This window comes from Sporosarcina sp. resist (assembly GCF_014302295.1).
Lineage (GTDB): Bacteria > Bacillota > Bacilli > Bacillales_A > Planococcaceae > Sporosarcina > Sporosarcina psychrophila.
The window spans coordinates 2,341,457-2,362,044 of sequence record NZ_CP060287.1 but is presented as its reverse complement, the minus strand read 5'-3'; the positions used below and the strand labels follow the sequence as shown (position 1 = coordinate 2,362,044).

At 36.5% G+C, this 20,588-nt stretch carries 14 protein-coding genes; all 14 read right to left on the bottom strand.

Features of this window, described 5'->3' with window-relative positions; translation table 11 throughout:
• Positions 1-26: 26 nt before the first annotated feature.
• The gene (locus tag H7992_RS11510) at positions 27-1,028 is read right to left on the bottom strand and encodes a carbohydrate ABC transporter permease (RefSeq protein ID WP_255428656.1); all 1,002 of its coding nucleotides are present in this window, start codon (positions 1,026-1,028) and stop codon (positions 27-29) included.
• A gap of 14 nt (positions 1,029-1,042) precedes the next feature.
• A complete protein-coding gene (locus tag H7992_RS11505; RefSeq protein ID WP_187047639.1) occupies positions 1,043-1,897 on the bottom strand; it encodes a carbohydrate ABC transporter permease in 855 nt (284 codons plus the stop codon).
• Positions 1,894-4,239 carry a DUF5696 domain-containing protein gene (locus H7992_RS11500; protein ID WP_255428688.1) on the bottom strand — a complete coding sequence of 782 codons (2,346 nt, stop codon included), beginning with the start codon at positions 4,237-4,239 and terminating at the stop codon, positions 1,894-1,896. The genes H7992_RS11505 and H7992_RS11500 overlap by 4 nt, the downstream gene beginning before the upstream one ends.
• Entirely contained in the window at positions 4,232-6,274 is a 2,043-nt protein-coding gene (locus H7992_RS11495) for a YIP1 family protein (protein ID WP_187047637.1), read from the bottom strand. Before H7992_RS11495 ends, H7992_RS11500 begins: the two co-directional genes overlap by 8 nt.
• 8 nt (positions 6,275-6,282) lie before the next feature.
• Positions 6,283-7,152: a carbohydrate ABC transporter permease gene (locus H7992_RS11490; RefSeq protein ID WP_149579380.1), complete on the bottom strand. Its 870-nt coding sequence runs from the start codon at positions 7,150-7,152 to the stop codon at positions 6,283-6,285.
• A 15-nt stretch (positions 7,153-7,167) separates the two neighbouring features.
• Positions 7,168-8,049 (bottom strand): carbohydrate ABC transporter permease, encoded by an 882-nt coding sequence (locus H7992_RS11485; protein ID WP_149579379.1) that lies wholly within the window; start codon positions 8,047-8,049, stop codon positions 7,168-7,170.
• Between the two features lie 14 nt (positions 8,050-8,063).
• Entirely contained in the window at positions 8,064-10,967 is a 2,904-nt protein-coding gene (locus H7992_RS11480; RefSeq protein ID WP_255428687.1) for an extracellular solute-binding protein, read from the bottom strand.
• 380 nt (positions 10,968-11,347) lie between these two features.
• Positions 11,348-12,895 (bottom strand): family 43 glycosylhydrolase, encoded by a 1,548-nt coding sequence (locus H7992_RS11475; protein ID WP_187047635.1) that lies wholly within the window; start codon positions 12,893-12,895, stop codon positions 11,348-11,350.
• Positions 12,896-13,068: 173 nt separating this feature from the next.
• Positions 13,069-13,839, bottom strand: coding sequence for an AAC(3) family N-acetyltransferase (locus H7992_RS11470; protein ID WP_187047634.1), 771 nt, complete (start codon positions 13,837-13,839; stop codon positions 13,069-13,071).
• 78 nt (positions 13,840-13,917) lie between these two features.
• On the bottom strand, positions 13,918-15,402 hold the full coding sequence (araA, locus tag H7992_RS11465; protein WP_187047633.1) for an L-arabinose isomerase: 1,485 nt from the start codon (positions 15,400-15,402) through the stop codon (positions 13,918-13,920).
• Between the two features lie 22 nt (positions 15,403-15,424).
• Positions 15,425-17,095, bottom strand: coding sequence for a ribulokinase (locus H7992_RS11460; protein WP_187047632.1), 1,671 nt, complete (start codon positions 17,093-17,095; stop codon positions 15,425-15,427).
• Positions 17,096-17,107: 12 nt separating this feature from the next.
• Positions 17,108-17,800 carry an L-ribulose-5-phosphate 4-epimerase gene (araD, locus tag H7992_RS11455; RefSeq protein WP_187047631.1) on the bottom strand — a complete coding sequence of 231 codons (693 nt, stop codon included), beginning with the start codon at positions 17,798-17,800 and terminating at the stop codon, positions 17,108-17,110.
• An 882-nt stretch (positions 17,801-18,682) separates the two neighbouring features.
• Positions 18,683-19,708 (bottom strand): Gfo/Idh/MocA family protein, encoded by a 1,026-nt coding sequence (locus H7992_RS11450; protein ID WP_187047630.1) that lies wholly within the window; start codon positions 19,706-19,708, stop codon positions 18,683-18,685.
• A gap of 30 nt (positions 19,709-19,738) precedes the next feature.
• Entirely contained in the window at positions 19,739-20,494 is a 756-nt protein-coding gene (locus H7992_RS11445; RefSeq protein WP_187047629.1) for a sugar phosphate isomerase/epimerase family protein, read from the bottom strand.
• Positions 20,495-20,588: the final 94 nt, after the last annotated feature.

Genomic DNA, 20,588 nt, shown 5'->3' with positions numbered 1-20,588 from the left:
ATAATAAACAATTTATATCACAGTGATTACTCACCAGTAATACCACTTTTGTCGACACTTTCAACAAAGTATCTTTGTAGAAAAAAGTAAACGATTAGTAATGGTAAAATACTAATTACTGTCCCCGCCATTTTAATGCCTTCATTAATTTTATTCGGGCTATTTGCAGTGACAGGATACATTGCCTCATAATTTTGTTCAAACTGCTGTAATTGTAATAAGATTGTCGTTATATCCGTTGATCGACTCGTTAGATAAAGTGTAGTTAAATAGGTTTCATTCCAATACCAAACAAATGAGAATAAGAATGAAACGATAAAGGCTGGGACTGCCATTGGGATAGCTATTTTGAAGAAAATGGTAAATTGGTTCGCACCATCTACCTCCGCCGCCTCATATAATGTTTCTGGTGTTTGTTTGAAAAATTGATAAAAAATCAAAATGAAAATTGTACTATTTAATCCCTGTCCTAACAGAGCTGGAACAATAAAAGCATTTAAAGATCCCGTTAATTCCAAGGCACTTAGTAGACGATACATCGGCATCATCAAAATTTGTGGTGGGATGATAAAACTGAAAATCATCAGTCCAAAGAACAGCTTCTTCAACGGGAAATTGTATCTAGCTAAGCCAAATCCTACAAGGGAGGCGACCACCACCTGACAAATAGTTGGTAGTAAGGCCAGTAGTAAACTCCCTTTAAAAGCCGTTTTTATATTCATTACAGAATAGGCTTGTTCATAATTACTTGTATAGATAGTAGAAGGTAACCACTTAATCGACATATCAAGCAAATCTTCTAATGATTTAATACTCGTTACAAACATATGTAGCATTGGATATAAGTACACAAAACCAATACTAATGAGCAATGTGTATGTAAGTAGTTTTAAAACAAAACCCCTTCTATCATTAAAACCAAAGAGAAATCGAAATGCCTTTCCTTGGACCATTCTAAATTTCTCTTTGTTGCTAATAGCAGGATTTTTCATTATTGAAGAAAAACCTTTTGATTTTTGCAATGACATGGTTTGCCTCCTTTCTATAGTATTCTTTTAGGCTTTTTCTCTCGGAAAATCAAGAAAATAATAATCAATAAGATTGTCGTAACAATTGAATACATCCAGGCCATAGCAGACGCAAAGCCATAGCCTCTCGTTGCCGAAAACATATTGGTATAAATTAAGTTAATAATTGGGTTCTGATTACTATTTGCCAATGCCACAAGTGTATAAATTAAATTGATCAAAATAATTGGCTTAATGGTTGGTAGTGTAATTTTCCAAAAACATTCCCAGCCAGAACCTCCATCAATTTTCGCTGCCTCATATAGCTGCGGGTCAATTTTTTGTAACACAGCAAGAAAGAGCAAAATTTGTACACCTGAGTTCCATAGAATGATAATGATTTGATTAAATAATTCACCAATCACTTGTGCAAACCACATTGGCAGGAACTGATGTAAAGTTGTAATAATAACCTCTTGGTCAGCCAGCGGAATAGTTGCTGCACCTTGACCAATTAGCTGATCAATAACTGGTCCACTTGCTACAATGACAGGTAAAAAGAATATTGTTCTAAAAGCTCCTTTAAATTTAACCTTTTCATTTAATAGCATGGCAATAATCAAAGCAAATACGACAATAACAGGTACCCTGAGTGCCGTATTCACAAGAAATTGCAATAATTCTTGGATGAAAAACATATCTTTCAACCAGACATCCAAGTAATTATTAAATCCTACGAATTTAAACTTTAATCCAATTGGCGTAATCCTCATATTATTTAAGCTAAAATAAAAAGATTGGATTAACGGCCATAGTACTAATAATAAAAAACCTATTAGCCATGGCATGATAAATAAATAACCGTAAATCGTTTTTCTTTTTATTCTCAATGGTCTTGCACCACCTTATAAGACAAGCCCTTAATGGTTAGTCCGTCGAACTGGACGTCTTGTTTCTGATAGTTGACATAAATGATTGTACCGTTGCCATAAGTTACTTCGGTAACGCCATTGGAACGATTATAATCCTGAATGATAGAACCCTCTGTTTGCTCGTAGACTTCCTTTAATTCCTGGTAGTAAGTTTGTATCATTTCATCGTAACGATCATATTTCGAACTATAAATATGTGAAGAATTGGTGTTCAGCAATTCTGACGGGTCTTTGTGTGTGATATAGAAGGATGGATTCACCCCTTGTTCCACTAGCTGTAAGAAAAATTCTTTTTGGTTTGCCTGAAAATTGGTGTACTCCGAATATAATGGAACAATTCCTCTCAACGTTAGCGCTAAGAATGGAATCTCCTCATCTGTAAACACGTAATTAGATGACTTCATCGGAAGGTCAACAACTTTGTTTGTATAATCCCATAGATAAGAAAATGGCTGCTCTAATAATAAATTAAAGTTGTCACTATAATCAGCCACAATCGTTTCATAGTATTCTTTGGTCTTGATCCGATCAAATTCCTTACTGCCCTCACTGTAAGAAAAGAGCTCATTCGAAATTCCACTAATCATAATATTTTCAACGTCATTATCCTTATATTCCTTTTTCATCTTATCCATAATATCTGCAGAAGATTGAGGATTTAAGTAACCAAAAGAGTTGTAAACTTTACCATAAACGTTTTCATTATAAGCTTGCTTATTGTACTTTTTCATTACTTTATATTTCGTATTTCCTTGTTCTTCTCCGTTAATTCTCAATGCGTCGTGACCAAGGTACAGGTCGATACTTTTATCTTTCGTCTCCTGTATTAAGTCCTGTATTTTCATTTCATCACTTAACTTCGATTCTGTTTTAAAGGATCGAACGGGTAAACTTGCGTAGTAGCCATTATCTTGCCAACCCTTATAAATAGACAAAATATCTTTTACACCATTGTCTTGCAAATCATTGAAAATTTCACTTGCCTGTTCAAAAGTAGTCATCGGTATATCTTTGTTAAAGACTAACCCTTTTTCTATATCTGAACCCAATAAATCCACTCGTACTTTAAATTCATTACCCTTTTCAGTAATCAATTTATTGGACAGTAAATATGTACGATATTTTTCAGCCAAACCTACATAATCCGCTTTGTCTTCAGATACAAAATCATAACGAACCTTAATGTCAAAGTTATTCATATTCTTTTGACGTACAACCATTGTTCCGGAATCCTTACTCGTTGGTTGGTTATACACCTGGCGATAAATAAACTTAGCTGTAATCCAGTTATACGGGATAATTGCACCGCTTGGATACGCTTCAACCTTTGCACTAAATTGACCTTCTTCAATAATCCCTAAATAGCCCATTGCTAAATCTGTTTGAACCATACCAAACACTGGAGCCAAAATACGTTCTGGTTTATTAAAAGGATTCATTTGATTAAATAGGGATAAAACATATGAATCATCTATCCCCACATTGGAACCGTAAACCATTTCAGAATAGGGTTGTTTAAATTTACCATCGTTATCTTTCAAACGAATCAAAGCCCCAGAACCATCAGGTATGAACATATAGCCTTCTCGATCATCTAGCTTTGAGTAACCTAAGAAAGGATAGACATATACGCCTGCCACTTTGTACTTACTATTATCCTCTGTAATTTTATCTTGTGGAATTTCCACTTTAAAGCCTTCATCTGTTAAAAGTACTTGCACTTCATAAGAAATTTCTAGCTCCGGATAATAGATATTTGCTACAAAACCATCTGATGTATAGGTTATTTTCTTTTCTGGATTTCCTGAATACATATCTGCACGGTAAACAACAATATTGGTACCTACAAGATACTCCAGAACAATGGACGATCTCATGAAGTTCGTCCATTCCTCATTACTCTTCACCGGCTTGTCAACCGTTGAATACATAACTGCACCCGTTTTTTTATCCCTCATTATGATGGATAGATTTTCTTCCTTCATGTACATTTCTTGTTGATCATTCGCTACGACAAATCGATGACCATCAATTTCTTGTTGTGTTACATCGTAAAATCCCGCCCTATTTTCCGATGTTTTATCATCTTTACCTAGTTGCTCAGGTGCAGCTACTTCAGGCTGTGTTACACCTTCACTAGACCCCTCTTCTTCCTTCGAACCTTCAGTAACTGTTGGTTCAGGCACTTTCGGCGGACCTACAATTTCTTTTGATTCTTTTCCCGTAAACAAATAGATTATTACAGCCAATAACAAGACTATAAAAAGGATGGGTTTGATAACGGTTTTAATGTTAACCATTTTCAATTCGATACACCCCCTCATTAATTATTGACATCACAAATGATATCAATTGTGAAATTAATACATAAACAATAAAGATAAGTAAGACAGCTATTAATATCGTAAACATCGTCAAAAAGATTATTTTAATCGTTTCTTTTATTGAATAATCATTGATATCTTTAATCATGATAACGAGTAATATAGCTACCCAAACATAAATAATAACGTTTGTCAGACTCAGTAAGTAAGCTTCATTAAAAGTTAAGAAATTACTTGCAATGATGACAAACGGTTTGATGATAAAATAGGGGGCAAAAGAATAGATAAAACCACTATAGATATGCCTAAAGCGCCCTTCACCATCATTTATCGTACAAATGAGGTAATTTGAAATAATCACTAACAGCAGCGCGCCAAACACTAGGGCAAAATCAGAACCAAGCGCAAAATCTCCTTCTTCAATAGTCCCAAAAATGAAACCTGAATAGTACTTTTCTAATAAATAAATGATAAAGAACACAAACATTAAAATAGTCGATGATAGAATGCTTGTCTTATTTTCATATTTAATGCTGTAAAAGCTATCCAGCGGATGACGTATAAAATTTTTCACAAAAGCAAGATCTTTCAATAACTTAAGATTGTACTTATTATCTATCTTCGTTTTAAACTCAGACCAGAATCGATACTTTTTTTCAATTCTACTAATTACTTTGTTAATAATAAATAATGCAATAATTATAAACAGTAATGCAATGATATTTTCACGCATCCATTTATTACGAAGTTCCCAATACGAATCGGAATAACCCGGTTTATATTTTGCTAGTTTAAATGACGCTAAAGCATCCACGTAATTTTCATCTTTAAAATACGCTTCACCAAGTCCTAGATTTGCAAAATCGAATAAACTATTTAGCTTAATAACTTCTTGCCACGGTGCTTTACTACCTTCATAGTCTCCATTTTGATAAAGTGTTAATGCTTTATGGACTAAACTTGCAAATTCCGTGGGTTCGAATACTTGAATTTGTTTTTTCTCAGAGTCTAATGCGAAAATCGAATCATTTTCATCCAATGCAATGGCTGAAATTTTATTGAAAAGACCTACACGCTGCCGTCCATCATCTTGCCCTCCAAACACGAATAGCAAGTTCCCTTCACTGGTGTACTCATAGATAAAACCATTCTCACCTGCGACAAAAACATTTTCTAGTGATCCAACATCAATTGTCACTGGAAAAGCGTCAAAAAGATCTGTTCCAATAATATTTTTTCCCGCCATATTCAATTTCTTGATTGCTTCTATTTGTTCACCTTGAGAAACGGTGTAGACAAGACCTTTGTCATCAAGGTTAAGATTCTTAGCTGTCGAAGGGATTGTATCAATCATTTTGCTAAGCTGTTCATCTGTAAATATTGCTTTTCTAAAAACAGTTAGCGGCGTAACCATGGTCTTATTCGGTGCAAAATACCCTATAAACTCTCCGTTATTAGCATTAATTTGAATAATACCATTTGAATTACCACGAGAAATAATGTAAATATTATCACGACGATCTACAGCAAGTTTCTCAGGGACAAAGTTAGCTTTTTCACCAAATAAGATACTATCAGGCTTACCAAATTCCGCTAGTAACTCCCCTTCTAAAGAGAATACAAATACTTTTGCCGCTGTCTCATCAGCTACATATAATTTGTTATCCTCCGATAGAAAAATACCATTCGGTTTCTTTAACACTTCTTCACCAATGATACGGATTAGATTTCCTTGTTTATCACCGACCAGAATTCGATGATTTCCAGTATCAGAGACATAGAGAAGTTGATCATCACCAATCGCTAGATCAGATGGCTGCGAGAAAAGTTCATCACCAAATTTTACAATGGTATTAGAAACTGTGTAGGCAGATTGCGTTTCTACATAATTTCCGTAACCATCTTCTGTAAATGTCTTATATGCTGTACCTGCAAATATCACATTTTGATTGATAAAGAAGAAGAGTGCAATGCTAATCAAAAATGATATATACCTTTTCTTACCCAACATTTTTACACCTACTTTAACCCTGAATGTGACATCGTGTTCATTACACTACTTTGTAAAATAATGAATAAAACTAAGTTCGGAATAAACATAATAAGGGATGCAACGGCTGCCATACCTTGTCCAACAACAACATTCGTATTTACTGCAAGTGTATTCATAAAGAATGCTAATGTACGCATATTTTCACTCGTCGTAAACAATGTTGATGTTTCTACGTTATTCCATACTACTTGGAATACTAAAATAGCAGCAGTTGCCAACGCTGGTTTGATGAGCGGCAGAATAATTTTCCAAAAGATTTGAAAATCATTTGCTCCATCAACAATGGCCGCTTCAATTAAGGCATCCGGAATCTGATCAATAAACTGTTTGATCAAAAACAGCCCTACTGGCATAGCAAGCAATGGCAAAATATGAGCAAAAAATGTATCATCAATCCCTAAGAATGAAATCGTTAAAAATCTAGGGATGGTAACTGCAATTGGTACAAACATCAAGGCAACATTATTGATTTCAAAAAGTGCTTTTTTTCCTCTAAATTGCTTTTTCGACAGAACAAACCCTGCCATCGCAGAAATAATGATAGAAAAGAATACAACTGCAACTGTGACAATTAAACTGTTCAACACATATCTACTTAAAGGGATTCCGGACGTATTCGCCAAATCAAACAAATTTCTAAAGTTATCAAATGTTGGTGCATTGACGAAAAATCGCGGTGGAAACGCAAATAGTTCATCTAATGGTTTAAAGGCATGATTGATGATAAAGAGAATCGGAAGCATCATGAACAATGCAAAGGGTATTAAAAATACATAAAACTTAATTTGACTCCTATTAAATTTACTTGGATTATTACCACTAACTTTTAAGGCCATAGAATCTTTCCTCTCTTAGGATTCGCTAAACAGCTTTTTCGAGATATAAGAAAACAAGAAAATAATCAGCAATAATACAACTGAAAGTGCTGCTGCATAACCCATTTCAAATCGAATAAATCCATAGTCTTCAATATGGTTTACAATTAGTTGTCCCGCATATGAGGGTGTGGGGTTCGATCCTGTCAGTGCCACACCAATAACTCCGGTAGAAAAAGTTCCGACAATAGCCATTACTGCACCAAACAACATTTGTGGTTTCATTGATGGAATCGTAATGTAAAATAGCTCTTGGAAGCGATTTCGAATACCATCAATAGCGCCCGCCTCATAGAGTGTTTCATCTACATTTAGAACACCTGCAAGCATAGCTAAGAATCCAACACCCATACTTCCCCAAAGGGCTACAATAATCATAATTAACATGATAAATCTAGTATCCTGTAAAAATATCAGTGGTTCTGTGAGAATACCAAATTTCATCAATATGCTATTTACATAACCAGCCTGATTACCACTAAACAAGACTTTCCAAACAACAACCATTGCTACACCCGATGTCATAGATGGTGAATAGAAAATTAATGCCAAGATCATACGTGGCACTCTTGTTAATTGTGATAAGCTCCAAGCCAGCAGGAAGGATAATATATATCCTCCTGGTCCAACAATTACCGCAAACAATACAGTGTTAGGCAAGACATATTGCATAAATATTTCATCCTGCGTTAACAAGTTAAGATAGTTTAAAAACCCGATAAAGTTAGGTGTTTCAATGGTATTAAAATTCGTAAATGATAGGTAAATGGCCATTACAATCGGGATGATGATAAATACTGAAAATAATAATACATATGGAAGCAAAAAGAGATATGGATTCTTTTTGTCTTTTTGCATACACTTGCCCTCCGTTACTCGTTAGTAAACTCTGGATTTGGATAAGGCTCTATAGTCTCGCCATTTTTCATAAAGCCAAATTCCTCCAACTTCCTAAAAGTTTCACGATTGATACGTTTACTTGCCAAGTCAATAGCTGTTCTAAAGTTTGCTCCATCTAACACAATAGAGTTATAAGCATTACTAATTTCTCTTTCAAGCATGTAACTTCCTGGAACTCTTGGTACTTCTGTGACCCACTCTGTTTGCTCTAGAATTACATTTTTATGATTTGTAACCCAAGGCAGTCCTTCAAAGGCTTCTATATTTGCTGTGTTCCAAATATATTCTTTACCATATGTCGTTTGAAGATTATTACCAAATGCGATCTGTACGTCTGTGCTAGACCACCATTTCAAGAACTCCCATGATTCTTCTTTTTTCGCAGAATCCTCAAAAATGACATTACTTTCAGCTCCACCTGCAGACCATCTTTCAATCTCTCCATCTTCATTTTCAATACCGGGCATCAATGCAATATCCCAAGTATTCGCTATTTCTGGTGCTGCATTTAATATCAGATTGTACATGAAATAATCTGATATACCGATTGGTAATGAAGTGTCCCTAAATTGCTGATAAAAACTAGGAACTTCAAAGGGCATATTGTATATCGTGAACAGTTCTGTCAATTGCCGCATACCTTCAATGGATTCTTCTTCATTTAATGCCGTTCGACCAATGGTATCTCCGTAAAAGTTACCACCATTTTGATAAATAATTGGCATTGTACTAGCAAAGGTCTTTAGACCCGCCATACCTGCTGTCGGATAAAAGAAGTTCATCCCTTTTCTTTGCAACTCTGGAAGATAGGATTTCACTTGTTCGAGTGTATCAGGGACAGGCAGGCCTAATGAATCTAAAATGTCCTTACGGTAAAATAACACCCAGAAATTCATCGTATCTGGCAAAGCATAAATGCCATTTTTCACTGTAGCTGGAACATGTAAACCTTCAGGAAATCTCTTCTTCACTTCATCAAAATCATCGAATTCCGTTAGATCTTGTAAGGCTCCTCTTATAGCTATTTCAAAAGGAAGTGCATAATTGACGCCAACTGCTACGTCTGGAGCATCTCCTGAAGCATTCGACAAAATAAGCTTATTTTCATCCGGCATTAGTGAAATATCGACCTGAATACCTGTTGATGGTGTAAACTGTTCGTCAATTAGTTGTTGCATGATTTCAATATATTGTCTTGGCCTGTTAACCCAAACTTGTAGGTGATCTGGATTTACATTATCAATTGCATAATCTTGTTCACCAAACGACTTCGACAAACGTTCCACTTTGGCCAACTGTTTCTTCATAAACCCTTTTTTTTCTGGAACATCTTCAGCATCTTGATAGAAATACAATTTATCGACAGCTAAGCCGTTATTGATAATTTCTTGCAGTAAATTCCCTAAATGTGCAGTAATCGAGTTCGTTCCCGTTGATAATTCATTTTTCCTCACAATTAACTTATCCACATTCTTCGAAAGACTTTTCAATTGTTTTTCTGCTATATTAAGAGAAGAAAATGCCCCTATTTCTGCTACATTAGGATTATACTTTTTAACCCCTTCATAAAGGTCACTCATTTCATCTGTCCAAGTTTGCAACTGCTTGGTAATACCGGGTATATATTTTTCTACATCAATATCACGGTTGCGGTCAATACTAGGACCTGTCAATTTAGTGAGTTCTAATGATAATGTTTGAATTTCTTTCGTTAATTGTTCGACTTTTTCAATCGTCGACTTTATATGATCTAAACTGATTGTCAAACTGATTGTATGTTTTCCAGCTTCAAGGTAAATCGGTATATCCACGTCCTTTTCAGGGTCATGGATTGTCGTATGCGTAAATTCAGGCGTATAGTCAAACGGATAATTTTTATATTGTTTAAATGGGATGTCACCATCAATCGCCAAGTTTACAAATACCGGGAAATCTATCTTGACATTTTGTCGGTAGATCATTCCCATATAATAGTAGCCGGATTTTTCTATTTCAAATTCATATTCGACCTTGTGACCTGGTTTTTTAAATGAATCACTATCTAAATAATTCATTACTCGTTTTCCGGCACTATACGGTGTCAAATCAATATTATAGAGAGAACTAGCACGGATAGAGGAATCATTTTTATACGTACTATTTTCTCCTTCTATAACTATAAATTCATTACCTACTACCTTACCTTCCGGATAACCAGACAACTCATCTACCGATGCAAGTATGATAGATTGAATTAAGATATTACCTTCGATCGTACGAAAAGTAATCTCATTATCTCCTTTTTGTAACTCGATATAAAAAGGTTCACTACTACGATAACTTGCATCGCTAATAAATTTTTCTTGCCATTCCTTTACCTTGTTCGGTTGCGGAACAATTTCATTACCGTACTTATCTTTCAGCGTTTCGTTAGGTACTTCCCATCTACTTTCAAATATTAAGTTTCTTAATTCATAAAAAGGAAATTGTCCATTGACCTTCATTTCAAGTTGCGTGGGTAATATGTTATCTCCCTCAGTGGAATACTGTAAACCGATTAAATAAGATGCCGTTTCTGGAGCCTGGATGGTTATGTTCGCTTCATCATTTTGCTTAATTCTTAAAGCAGCCTTTTCATCATTGGAAGTCAATAAAGATGTATCCGTCACCCAATTTTCCGGCTTATCCAAAACTATATCGTTACCCTGATAGGACTTCCCTCGATGTTCTTTTATGTATGAACTGTATTTACTCTCCAGGATAGATGCTGCACCCTCTACAACGGTATTTCCTTTTGATTTATCTTTATCATCTTGTGCATGAATAGCCGGATTTGGATGTTGAAAAATGACTAATGCTAACATAACACCAACAATCCATATTTTCTTAATATTCATAGTACTCAAAATATCACCTCCAAATTTTCAATAGTCAATTTTTAATAGGCGCTTATTATAGCGTATAATAAGCGCCTTAAGTTTAAGCGCTTTCATAAAGAGTCGAAATATACCAAACATTTTAATTACTCTTTTTAGATGTACGTATCTGAATGAAATCGAGAACGCAACTCGTACGTACGTCACTTTATTTTAAATTATAGTAGTTAAATTATTGGTTGTCAATGGTATTTGGCTCTTATTATCTTAATATATTCACTATTCATGAATTTCTCACCTTCGTTACTCATTTTTCAATAGGTTAATTCATTAAAATCATTGTTTAATTATTCGTATATAGCGGAATTGAACGCATAAGTTGAATTTGCCACCTTGAAAATTTATCTATTCTTATTTTTCCTCCTCGTCGCATACATTGTAGTTGTTATTGCTAATCCAAGGACAATGATGCCTAAAGGTACATAAATTCGACTAGCAGGCACAGGTATTTCATCCACATTAATTGCTTCTACAGTTACTTCATCCTTATCCGCATTCAGCTTTCCGCCCTCCAGTCGAAAAGTTGCACGTTCGCTATCTTGTGCTGCGTTCATCATTGTTAACATCAATTGATTATCCTCATCGTGATACAAATATAAATCATCGCCGTATGCCTGATAGGAGGATGCTTTTTTATCAGCTAAACCCGGAACAACTTGAAATGTTGCTGCTTCTTTAAAACTATCCGTTCCGTCATTCTTAGCCATCACTATTTGCTGGTCTTTTCTCTTCATATAAAAACCTGGCTTACTATCCGATTGAAATGATAGATATGTTTCATGATTATTTGCTAACCCAGGTACGACATGCCATTTATAATTCGAGTTTTCTTTTTTTATAGATGTCACTTGAAGTCCAATTCCCATATGACGCACATAGCGATCCGCATCGCTATAAGCTTGTATTAAATAACTATGATCACTTATACCAGATACAGTTGGTACTACTTTTTGAATGGTTCCATCTGGGTTATAATACATTTTTTCAATCGAAGTCGAGCGCCTAACCTCACCTCCTGTAGGTAAAGTAGCCCCATGATAGATAAAATACCATTGCTCTTCAAACTCAATAATAGCAGGATGACTCGTTGAACTTCCTGGCAGCTTATCCATCAACTTGCCCTTATACGTCCAAGGTCCTTCAGGACTGTCGCTCACGGCATAACCAATCTCTTCTGGATAGTTCATTGCATAGGTCAAGTAATACTGCCCGTCATATTCATGAAGCCAAGGAGCTTCCGTATAGCCAACCGGCATATTTGCGATTTCCACACGTTGAATATCACCATCCAGTTCGATCATATTGTCGTTCAATTTCACATAATAAAGATGCGTATTTCCCCAATAGAGATAAGCCTGACCATCTTTATCGATAAAAACAGACGGATCAATATCATCCCACGGCACTTTTCCCATATATTCTGGATCTGTAGTTATGCTCGGTGTAATAAGCGGGCCGCCGAGTGCATCTTTAAATCCCTTTGCCGGATGATTCGATTGCGCAACACCTATTGAATAACCCGGGTCAGCAGGATCTCCGTTGAAGACTGTTACATACCAATAAAATTGACCATCTCTTTCAATCGCTTGGGAAGCCCAAGCACTATCCCTTCGAGCCCACTTAAATTCCGTCCGAGGTAAATGACCTTCAAGCTCCCAGTTCACAAGGTCATCGGAAGAAAATACATTCCATTCTTTAATCACAAAGGTGTTTCCACTAGGTCTTGCTTCATCATGACCCGTATATAGATAAACCTTACCATCATGGACCAATGCAGCTGGATCAGCAGAGAAACGATCTTTAATAATAGGATTATCCGCATGGGCAATCATCGTAAATGACACAAGTGCACACAATACCACCAGAAAAACCGTGATTTTCTTTCCCATGTTCTCCTCCGACTAATAGATTTTATTTATTTGTTGAACATACAAATACAGCTTAGGTACCAAAACTGATTTGAAGAAATTCATTTTTAAAATTTGTATAAGTGCTATCGCTAACATTCCTCTGTACAGAAAAACACAGGGTTATATTAAAATATAGCCCTGTGTTTTTAAAATTAAATTATTACCTCTGCTAATGGTTCATTATCAGAAAACAACTCCGGATTAATAGTCAACATTTCAGTTATATACCGGGTTAGCTTAACAGTGTCGCAAACAAGCACGGTAGCATCGCCAAATTCCCCATACTGAATTGCTCCCTTTTTTGCTAAAATCCCCTCAACCTTCCAATAGTGTGCTGACCAATCTAAACCATAGTGTCTTCGAGATGGTACAGATATTTCCTTTCCATTTGAAAGCACAGTGAATAATTGTTCATGAGCATCAGTCACTCGATTGGGTATTCCCAACCATTCCTCTATCCCATGGATAAATGTATTCCGCCGCAAATCGACGCCTATTAACAATATCTTCGCTTCACGGTCTAACAGTTTCCACCACGATGATCCCCTCGCGCAAGGGGTATCAAACTTTTCATTATCAGCTGTAAACGATAATGCCCCCTCGCCTAGCGCTGCTACTGAATGTGTAGGGTGTAAAGAACGAATAACATTTGGGCGCTTTCTAAACTGCTCCGTTAATATCCCTATATGTGAAGGCGAGCTTTCTACATAAAACTTCGGATTATCTTTGTTGATATATTGCCATGTATGTGTAGGGAAAACGAGTAGACCCTTTTCCATAAAAGTGGACAATGCATCAAGTACTGTATCTGCGCCGTCTTCTACATCACCAATACTTTTCATTGAAGAATGAACGATTACTGTTCCATCCCGGTCAATACCCATTTCCTCTAGCTGCTGTATTAAACTATCTGTTGTATGCATAGTAAAATTACCTCCTCAGAACATACATGTTATATATTGAAAACCCTTATATCATCAGAATTCATTTCATGATAGCCTTTACTGCCAAACTGCCTCGCCTAACTTCAATTGATTTCTCAACTGTCTAACATTCGTTGCATTATCAATGACAACACATTCAATATTTGCCATATCGGCAAATTCATATAATTGATCTGTTGTAACGTTTAAAGAAAATACTGTGTGGTGCGCTCCACCAGCATAAATCCATGACTCAGCTGCTTCACTAAGTGAAGGTTCCGGTTTCCATAAAACCTTTGCCACTGGTAAATTTGGTGTTTCTGCCATTGAATGCTGGGCTTGAACAGCATTGACAACGAGACGATATCTGCCCCCTAATTCAATTAATGAAGCAACAACTGCACTCCCCCCTTGTCCATCAAACACGAGTCGGGCTGGATCCTCTTTGCCGCCAATACCAAGAGGTTGAACAACAATACGCGGCTTTGTTGCTGCGATTGTTGGGCAAATTTCTAGCATATGCGAGCCTAATACCATTTCATTGCCCGGCTCCAAGTGGTACGTATAATCTTCCATAAACGAAGTCCCTTGATTATTGGCAATTACTTTCATCATGCGCAACAAGGCCGCTGTTCTCCAGTCCCCTTCCCCCGCAAAACCATAACCTTCTGCCATTAGACGTTGAGCTGCTAATCCCGGCAGCTGTTTCATGCCATGTAGATCCTCAAAATTGGTAGTAAATGCATTATAATTTCGAGCTGACAAAAATGACTTTAATCCTAATTCAATGCGAGCCTGCTCTAAGATTGAATCTCTGACAGGACCCGGCTCATTCGCTTCCTCAGGTAGCTCATACAACGTCTCATATTCTTTATATAGACTCTCAATGGCATCATTCGACACTATTGCCATTTCTGCTACGAGATCGCCAATACCATAATAATCTACTGTCCAGCCAAATATAATTTGTGCTTCTACTTTGTCGCCATCTGTCACAGCGACATTACGCATGTTATCACCAAAACGCGCCACTCTAATATTCGTGCCTTCTGTAACAGCTACTGCCGTGTTCATCCAGCTAGCTATCTTCTCTGTAACATCTTTATTTGACCAGTGACCAACGATTACTTTACGTGAGATGTTCATACGTGTTCCGATAAAACCGTATTCACGGTCACCATGTGCAGATTGATTGGTATTCATAAAGTCCATATCAATAGCTTGCCAAGGAATATCGCGATTAAATTGCGTATTCAAATGGAGTAACGGCTTTTGCAATGCAGCAAGACCAGCAATCCACATTTTTGCCGGAGAAAATGTATGCATCCACGTGATCACACCAGCACAATTTTCATCACTATTCGCTTCCAGCATTATTTTCCGAATATCATTCGCATTCGTTAAAATCGTTTTAAACGTTATATTATATGGAAGATTTCCATTATCATTTAGTTGTTTAGTAATTTCTTTTGAGTTATTCTCAACTTCTAGCAGTGTTTCTTCACCATAAAGGTCCTGACTTCCTGTTAAAAACCAAAATTCATAAGGTTTAATAGCTAGCATAGTTATTCCTCCAATTAGTAGATTACTTTACTTCAGATCGAATGGCACGTAGCCGTTTCATCACATCATTTTCTCCACGACCAAAATACTCATGTAGAATCGAATACTCTTGATAGATTTTGTCATATACAACTACATTTTCAGGAATCGGTGTAATTACTTCATCTTTTATACGTGCCATTTTCTTTGTTGCATCTAATATGGAATCAAATCCTCCATTTGCAGTTCCAGCAGCAACTGCACCAAACATCGCTGCTCCTAATGCTGGCGTTTGGAACGAGTCTGCCACTTTAATAACTCGATTCGTAACATCCGCATAGATTTGCATTAATAGTTTATTTTTATGAGGTAATCCTCCACAAACATATAATTCATTGACAGCTAATCCGCTATTGGTGAAGGCATCCACAATTTTACGCGTCCCAAATGCCGTAGCTTCAAGTAGCGTTCGGTAAATTTCTTCTGGCTTTGTTTGCAAAGTCATTCCAAGCAGCAGCCCACTAAGATCAGTATCTACTAAAGTGGAACGATTGCCATTCCACCAATCCAATGCCAATAATCCAGTCTCACCCGGTTGATAGTTTGAGGCCTTTTTCTCTAACCACTGATGAACATTGAGTCCTTCTTCTTTAGCCGCTTGTTCAACATATTCTGGTACAGCTTGATTGACATACCATTCAAAGATATCTCCGACTGCAGACTGACCTGCCTCATAACCATAAAACCCTGGAATAATTCCGTCTTCAACGACTCCACACATACCTTCTACTTCTTTCTCCTGTTCCCCTAATAACAAAGAACAAATGGATGTACCCATTGTCATAACAAGTTTTCCAGGCTCAGCTACACCCATCGCCGGGACCGAGACATGCGCATCGACATTGCCGACGGAAACCGCCATTCCAGCATTTAATCCAATGCGCTTGGCCATTTCTGCAGTCAGCCCTCCCGCCTTCGTTCCAATAGACACGACCTCACCACGAAGTTTCGTATCCGTTAGATTTTCTAAACGAGGATCGAGTGCTTTAAAGAATTCTTTACTCGGATAGCCATCTTTTTTATGCCAGATTGATTTATAACCTGCCGTACAGCTATTACGAACTAAATTGCCCGTCAGCTTTGACGTCACCCAGTCAGTCGCTTCAACAAAACGATCTGTTTGCTCATAAATATCAGGTGCTTCATTTAAAATTTGCCAAATTTTAGCGATCATCCATTCTGAGGAAATCTTCCCACCATATCTTTGTAAAAAGGCTTCTCCCCTTTGTTCTGCAATGGTATTCAACTTGTTAGCTTCATCTTGTGCCGCATGGTGTTTCCATAACTTAAGCCAACTATGCGGATTGTTTTTTAACGCTGGATTATTCGATAAAGGCTCTCCCTCATCATCAATTGGTAGCATCGTACACGCAGTAAAATCGATGCCCAACCCAACGATATCATCTGGATTGACTCGCGATTGTTGTAAAACAGCAGGAATTGAGTTCTCTAATACCTCTAGGTAGTCTTGTGGATGTTGTAAAGCCCATTCATAGCCTAATTCAATATCCGTTCCAGGCAATTTTCCATCTATAACACCATGACGATAAGATGTTACATGATCAGCGATTTCCCGCCCATTTTCTAATGAAACAAGCACTGCGCGACCAGATTGAGTACCATAATCAACACCAATTGCATACTTTTCAGTCATTTTTTAGCCTCCTTAGTTCTTTTGTCCATAATATGCCTTTGCTCCATGTTTTCTAAGATAGTGTTTATCCAACAGCGCTTGATCCATATCAGTCGTGTTCGGATTCAATTGATACATTTGTAAAGCCATTTTTGACACTTCTTCTAACACAACCGCATTATGTACCGCCTCTTCAGGGTCTTTCCCCCAAGAAAAAGGTGCATGACTATGAACAAGCACACTTGGTATTTCATTTGGATTGATTTCTTTAAAAGTCTCAATAATAACATTGCCCGTTTCATGTTCATACGCCCCATTAATTTCATCCTCAGTCATTGCCCGTGTACAAGGAATTGTGCCGTAAAAGTAATCCGCATGCGTCGTACCTAAAGCTGGTAAACTTCTTCCCGCTTGAGCCCAACTTGTTGACCATGGTGCATGCGTATGAACAACTCCACCAATGTCAGGAAAGTTTTTATATAAGACAATATGAGTTGGCGTATCAGAAGATGGCTTTAATTTACCTTCTACAATATTGCCATCAAAATCAACAACAACCATATCTTCTTTTTTCAACTCATCATAAGGTACTCCACTTGGTTTGATGACAATAAGATTGTCTACCCTACTGATACCGCTTACATTCCCCCACGTAAAAGTAACTAGATTATGTTTTGGTAATGCTAAATTCGCATCTAACACCTTTTGTTTCAAATCTTCTAGCATATTTACTTCCACCTTCCCAACTCGATATATACGTACATGTTATTGTTCCCATCTTCATATTAATACAAAACGTACGTACAATCAATATTTTTTTGAAAAAGTTAAATTTTAATATCTGGGCTAGTTGAATCTATTTCACAATACATGTTATAAAAAAAGCTTCTAATCAGAACATTGAGTCGTTTAACGAAAGACAATGAAATACTTACAGCTCAATTAGGCTGCGATGATTCGTTTTTTGAGTCGATCATTTGCTATTTTAGATGCATTGTATACAATACGAACTACATTAAAATGAACTTTTTCTTTCTTTCCTAAACGGTGGTAAACCCGGACTATTTGTTGTCATAAAACTACCTTGTTTGAAATGACATGAAACATAACATATTCATTATCTATTTCAAATTCCCTTCTCCCCTATATAAAAAATAAAGACTCACCAATTATCAGGCAAGTCCTTGTGTAATATTATATTTCACGACCAAACCGCCGTCTCTTTATCAAAAACAACATAATTCTATCGAATCTATCCTTAAATCCACCTAATTGATCCTTCGTGGTATATTTTTTTATTGTTTCAAGATTGTTTTTTGCAAGTGTTCCTACGAATAGAATGAATGTCTGAATAATACCTAATATTAGTACTCCTACGCCTCCAGTTACCAACTTACCACCAATAACAACCGCAGTAATTGTAATCTATTGGCATGTAGTCCATAGCCTGACAACATATAAAAAATGAATTATTAGTACGTTTTACAGTGGTCTCTCTTTTGAGGGGTATGCTCTTTCATTATTCGGCCTGAAACCGGCTTTTGAGCAAGTAAAACTGCAAAAGCGCCTAATTTCACGGATAAACCCTCCTCAATTTCTAGATATACTTCAAACCCTTACAATCTTTTTACTTTCACTAGACCTTAATACTGCCAAAACAACTTCTAATGATTTTAATCCTTCTTCTCCAGACACGGGCACCTCTGTATCATTCAGAACCGCTGATACAAAATGATCAATCACATGCGAAGTATGTTGCCCACCTTCTTCATTTGTTTGTATGGCACCTAATTCATACTTTAAAACTTCACCCTTTGTATATTGTACGATAAGCGAATACTTTGGATCATCTTCCAATCGTGGAATTGCTTTTTCTCCGTAAATAATCGTTGAATTATCTGTATCTGCAGTGTACGCCCAGCTTGCTGCTAGCGTACCTATAATTCCCGATTCAGTCTTTAAGATACAAACAGCGTTATCATCAATATCTGTATCTTTTTTCGCATTTGTTTCAACAAATCCAGCTACTTCAACAATTTCCTCACCCAAGATATAGCGCATCAAATCTGTTTTATGGACACCTAAATCACCCATCGCTCCAATAAACGCTTCCTCTTTATAAAAAAAACAACTATCACGTCCATCTATGCTCCATCTTTCTGGCCCCGGATGGCCAAATGCAGTACGGAAACTGTAAATCCTACCCAATTCTCCACTTGCAATGAGTGCCATCGCTTTTTCATGGGAAGAAACAAAGCGTTGATTATGTCCAATCATAAGTTTTTTATTTTTATTACTTGCTGCTTCAATCATCTGTTTCCCTTCTTCATAAGAAGTAGCCATAGGTTTTTCGCATAATACATGTTTCCCAGCATTTAATGCGACAATCGAAACAGGTGCATGCAAATAGTTTGGTAAACAAACACTTACTGCATCAATAGTCTCATCGGCAAGTAAATCTTCAAAATTTATATATGCTTTTGCATTATACCTTTCTGCTGTTTCATTCACCCGATCTTCAACTATGTCACAAACTGCAACAATTTCTACATTTTCATTTGTCGAATACTCCGGAAGATGACGGAACTTAGCAATACTGCCACATCCAATGACACCTATTTTCAATTTATCCATATCCAATTTCCTCCCTGCACCCAAGTCATATTACTTATCGAAAATCGTGTACATTTCTTTTGCATTTTGTGTTGCACTTTCTACTGGATTTTTTGTGAAATGTTCTTGTTCAACAATAAACCACTTTACGTTGTTCGCTTTCCCTTTTTGAATGTACTCGGGTAGCGGCAGTCTTCCCGTACCAAGCTCCGTAGAAATATGCTCATTGTCTACAACTTTCATATCTTTAATATGCAAAGAAACCACACGATTAGCATACTTCTCAATAATTTCTAATGGATTATTATTTGTACAAGCCGCCCAGAAACAATCCAACTCTATTTTTAAATGTTCTTCAGCTGTATTTTCAAACAGAATATCAAAACCAGTTTTTCCATCAAACACGTCAAATTCAAAGTCATGGTTATGATAGGCTAATGTAAATCCTGCTGCATGAACTTTTCGGCCTATGTCATTTAGTCGTTTTGTCGTTCGTTTGTAATCATTCTCAGTTGTCCGCATATTTTTCTGTAAAAAAGGAATGATAATTAATTTATTTCCGATTGTTTCATGGTATTTCAATGTTTCTTCAAGGTTATTTTCAAGTTGTTCAATTTGAACATGGGCACCAGCAACTTTAATCCCTACTTCAACCAATTTGTCTTTCACTTCTACGGCCGTATGATCGAAGAATCCAGCAAATTGTATACCTGTATAGCCCATCTTCGCTACCTTTTCAATCATCCCCAATAAATCCTTTTCCACTTCTTCACGAATCGACCAAAATTGTAAACCTATGTTTCGCATGTTTTTCCTCCTTTTTAAATTTAATAGTTCATATATATTTTTATCTAATCATCAACAAATTTCATACGTATTGCCCTACATAATCACTGTCTGC

What these genes read in the sequence shown, in the direction of transcription:
- H7992_RS11500 (WP_255428688.1), bottom strand. Translation starts at nt 4,239, where the DNA reads ATGGTTAACATTAAAACCGTTATCAAACCCATCCTTTTTATAGTCTTG.
- H7992_RS11510 (WP_255428656.1), bottom strand. Translation starts at nt 1,028, where the DNA reads ATGTCATTGCAAAAATCAAAAGGTTTTTCTTCAATAATGAAAAATCCT.
- H7992_RS11485 (WP_149579379.1), bottom strand. Translation starts at nt 8,049, where the DNA reads ATGCAAAAAGACAAAAAGAATCCATATCTCTTTTTGCTTCCATATGTA.
- araD (WP_187047631.1), bottom strand. Translation starts at nt 17,800, where the DNA reads ATGCTAGAAGATTTGAAACAAAAGGTGTTAGATGCGAATTTAGCATTA.
- araA (WP_187047633.1), bottom strand. Translation starts at nt 15,402, where the DNA reads ATGCTAGCTATTAAACCTTATGAATTTTGGTTTTTAACAGGAAGTCAG.
- H7992_RS11475 (WP_187047635.1), bottom strand. Translation starts at nt 12,895, where the DNA reads ATGGGAAAGAAAATCACGGTTTTTCTGGTGGTATTGTGTGCACTTGTG.
- H7992_RS11495 (WP_187047637.1), bottom strand. Translation starts at nt 6,274, where the DNA reads ATGTTGGGTAAGAAAAGGTATATATCATTTTTGATTAGCATTGCACTC.
- H7992_RS11445 (WP_187047629.1), bottom strand. Translation starts at nt 20,494, where the DNA reads ATGCGAAACATAGGTTTACAATTTTGGTCGATTCGTGAAGAAGTGGAA.
- H7992_RS11490 (WP_149579380.1), bottom strand. Translation starts at nt 7,152, where the DNA reads ATGGCCTTAAAAGTTAGTGGTAATAATCCAAGTAAATTTAATAGGAGT.
- H7992_RS11450 (WP_187047630.1), bottom strand. Translation starts at nt 19,708, where the DNA reads ATGGATAAATTGAAAATAGGTGTCATTGGATGTGGCAGTATTGCTAAG.
- H7992_RS11480 (WP_255428687.1), bottom strand. Translation starts at nt 10,967, where the DNA reads ATGAATATTAAGAAAATATGGATTGTTGGTGTTATGTTAGCATTAGTC.
- H7992_RS11460 (WP_187047632.1), bottom strand. Translation starts at nt 17,095, where the DNA reads ATGACTGAAAAGTATGCAATTGGTGTTGATTATGGTACTCAATCTGGT.
- H7992_RS11470 (WP_187047634.1), bottom strand. Translation starts at nt 13,839, where the DNA reads ATGCATACAACAGATAGTTTAATACAGCAGCTAGAGGAAATGGGTATT.